Source organism: Elstera litoralis (genome assembly GCF_000963705.1).
Classification (GTDB): Bacteria; Pseudomonadota; Alphaproteobacteria; order Elsterales; family Elsteraceae; genus Elstera; species Elstera litoralis.
This window is the reverse complement of the sequence record NZ_LAJY01000214.1, coordinates 1-2,983: the sequence shown is the minus strand read 5'-3', so window position 1 is coordinate 2,983 and position 2,983 is coordinate 1. Positions and strand designations below refer to the sequence as shown.

Annotated in this window: 3 protein-coding genes; all 3 read right to left on the bottom strand. The window is 61.6% G+C overall.

The window, feature by feature from the left end:
* Positions 1-145 precede the first annotated feature (145 nt).
* Positions 146-475: a lipid-A-disaccharide synthase N-terminal domain-containing protein gene (locus VZ95_RS09350; protein WP_045775609.1), complete on the bottom strand. Its 330-nt coding sequence runs from the start codon at positions 473-475 to the stop codon at positions 146-148.
* Complete coding sequence (locus VZ95_RS09345; protein WP_045775608.1) at positions 472-1,191, bottom strand: glycosyltransferase family 2 protein; 720 nt, start codon at positions 1,189-1,191, stop codon at positions 472-474. Before VZ95_RS09345 ends, VZ95_RS09350 begins: the two co-directional genes overlap by 4 nt.
* 112 nt (positions 1,192-1,303) lie before the next feature.
* A partial coding sequence (locus tag VZ95_RS26920) for a cytochrome b/b6 domain-containing protein (RefSeq protein WP_232302575.1) occupies positions 1,304-2,983 on the bottom strand: 1,680 nt, incomplete at its 5' end.

The window sequence follows — 2,983 nt, the reverse complement described above, 5'->3', positions numbered from 1 at the left end:
GGTCCTTCGACCATAGCCAATACTGCGCCTCGTCGCCATGCAGCGGGTAATATTCGCCCGACAGAACCACCATCCGCACGGCGGTTAGAAAAAACAGCAGGCTGAGCGCGAGCCCGAAGGAATGGCGCGGCGCGTCTTTCATAGTCTAGCCTTCGGCGTTGCGGCGCTTTTCGCCGCGAATCAGCGTGAGATTGCGCACGTAGACGACGAGGCCAAGGATCTGCCCGAGCGCGAACACCAGTTCCTGCCGATGCACGGCATAGGCGAAGAGCGACCCGCCGCCCGCAAGGCTGATCCACCAGAAAGCGGTCGGGATGACTGATTTCTTCTGCTTTTCGCTATGCAGCCACTGCACGATAAAGCGCGACATGAACAGCGCCTGCGCGCCGAAGCCGATGAGCATCCAAACGCCATCGGTTTCCCAATTATGGACGAAAACGGCCCAGAGACCGTTTAACCAATCGAGCGGATTCATGCTTCCTCCCGCACGCGCGGAATGCTGCCGCGCCGCTGTAACCAGGCGACGCCGAAGAGATCGCTGATCCCCACCAGCGCCCGGTCGAGATTGCCGTAGTTGGATTTACCCGCGCCGCGCGGCCGGTGATTGACCGGCACCGACACCACTTTACCGCCCTGGCGCTTCATCAGCGCCGCCAAGTAGCGGTGATAGTGATTGAAGTAGGGGAACTCCAAAAACTCGGCGCGGGGGAAGAGCTTGATGCCGCAGCCGGTATCGGGCGTCTCGTCGCGCAGCAGGGCCACGCGGATACGGTTGGCGAGGCGGGAGGCGATGCGTTTGGACCACACGTCTTTGCGCTGGGTGCGCCAGCCGGCGATCATCACCGCGCCGCCGCCGAGGTCCTGCATTTTTGCCCAGAGCTTGGGGATATCGGCGGGGTCATTCTGGCCGTCGCCGTCCAAGGTGGCGATCCAAGCGCCGTGGGCGGCTTTTACGCCCGAGCGCACGGCGGCGGATTGGCCGCTGCGTTTATCGTGATGGAGCGCGCGGAAATTCGGCAAATCGCGGCACAGGCCCGCCAGCACCTCCGGCGTGCGGTCGGTCGAGCCGTCGTTGACATAGACGATCTCATAGGCCAAGCGGCCTTCGAGCGCCGTGCGGATTTCCTGCACCAGCGCGGGGATATTGTCGGCTTCGTTCAGCACCGGAACGACGACAGAAAGTTCGATCAACGCCGCCTCAATCTATGGCGGGGCGCGCGGCCCCTGGCGAAAAGGAGGATAGAAGCTGCTGGAAGTAGCCTAATCCGCCCCATTCCGCCACGGGTAAAAGCGAAGGGCAGGTTTACTCCCCGAACGACAGTAAAACCGCGACGGCGGCGATAGCAACAATCAGCGCGCCTAACGCCCACAGCAGCGAGGGCGCGCGTTGGCGCAGCGGCGGCAAATCGCGCTCGGCAAGGTCGGTCCGGCGTCCGGTGAGCATCGGGCGCACCAGGTTTTGCTTCTTCCAGACAAAATATACCGCGACCGCGCCGATATGCAGCGCCACGGCGGCGAGAATGACGTTGCTCAGGATTTCATGAGCCGTGGTTAGGCGCGCGCTCAACCCGTCGGAAATCAGCCCCGCGAGCGGTCCGCTATACATAATGACATCTTGGCTGAACAACCCGAGCACCGCCTGGGTCAGCACGAGCAGCAACAGCGCAACGACCATCCAGCCCCCGGCGGCATTATGGCCGATATGCTGGGGCGGGTTCGGCTGGCGCATCTCGTCGAGATGGGCGAGAACGGCTTTCGGCCCGCGCAGAAAACTGCTGAAGCGCGCATAGCGCCCGCCGATCACGCCCCAAATCAGCCGGAAGAGGACCAGGACCAGAATCGCCGTTCCAATCCGCTCGTGAAGATCGCGGTTATCGTCGCTCAGGAAGGCCGCCAGAATTAGCAGGGCTAAGAGCCAGTGGAACAGCCGCGTCGGCAGATCCCACACCAAGGCCCCTTTGGAACTCGGCGTTTGTTTCGACGATACCATGCGCGCTTTTCTCCCCCGAACCCCGCGAGTCTTACGAGAAGAGTGTAGCGAAATCCTGTGCGCCTGCCGAGCGCGCAGTATGGAACGGCAGGCGTGAGGTTTTCGGGGAGGGATGGCCTCAAAAACGCCCGATTCTAAGCGCGCGCCGCCGCCCCGCCCTGTTGGGCGTTTTTGCATGGCCATGATAATCGTCGGCACGCGGGCAAGATCGAAGGTCGGTTTCGCGGACTTGGCCCCGCCGGTGCGTTGAATCACGTCCTCGGCCTTTTTAATCGCCTCGCTTAGAAACTCGACAATGCGCCGGTCGACCGCTTTGATCTGCGCCATCCACTGCTGCGCGTCTTCGATGGTCATGCGCTTGGCCTTGACCTCCACCGAGAGCTTCTGGAACGCCGCCTGCTGCGAGAGCAGATCGGCGACGGTTAGATTGAAGCGGTTCGGAATGCGGCAGAGAATCGCGTGAACATCAACCAGCGACAGGCCGTAGAAGAGTTTGCGCAGGCAATCGGCCCGGTTCATCATCACGGCTTGGTGGAAGGCGAGATTCCCACGCGCGTCTTGCTGAAGCAGCATCGATAGGGCGGGATTGGCGGGCGAGGGCGAGGTTTTATCCATCACCAGCAGTTCGCGTTCGGTTTCGCCGCGCGCGTTTTGCTTGGCGACGACGACGGGCTCGTTCACCAGCAGGCGCAGCAGCGAGGAAATATAGGCGGGCCGGTCGGCCACAACCGCCTTCATCAACATGCCTTGGAAGATGCGGTTCTTGCGGCCGAGCCTGCGGTAAATATAGGCCTGGGCCTGGGCTTTTGCGAGCTGGTTATCGCCCTTAGCGGCGGCTTTGCAGACTTGATCGGCCATTCCAGCGAGAAATTCCAACGCCTTGTCGAACACATCCTTATGTTCGGTTTCGATCATTTTCATCAAAACCGTCTCGGAGCGTTTTGCCGCCCGCATAATCAAAAACCGCGCGGGCAATCGACAGACGATCCGGCA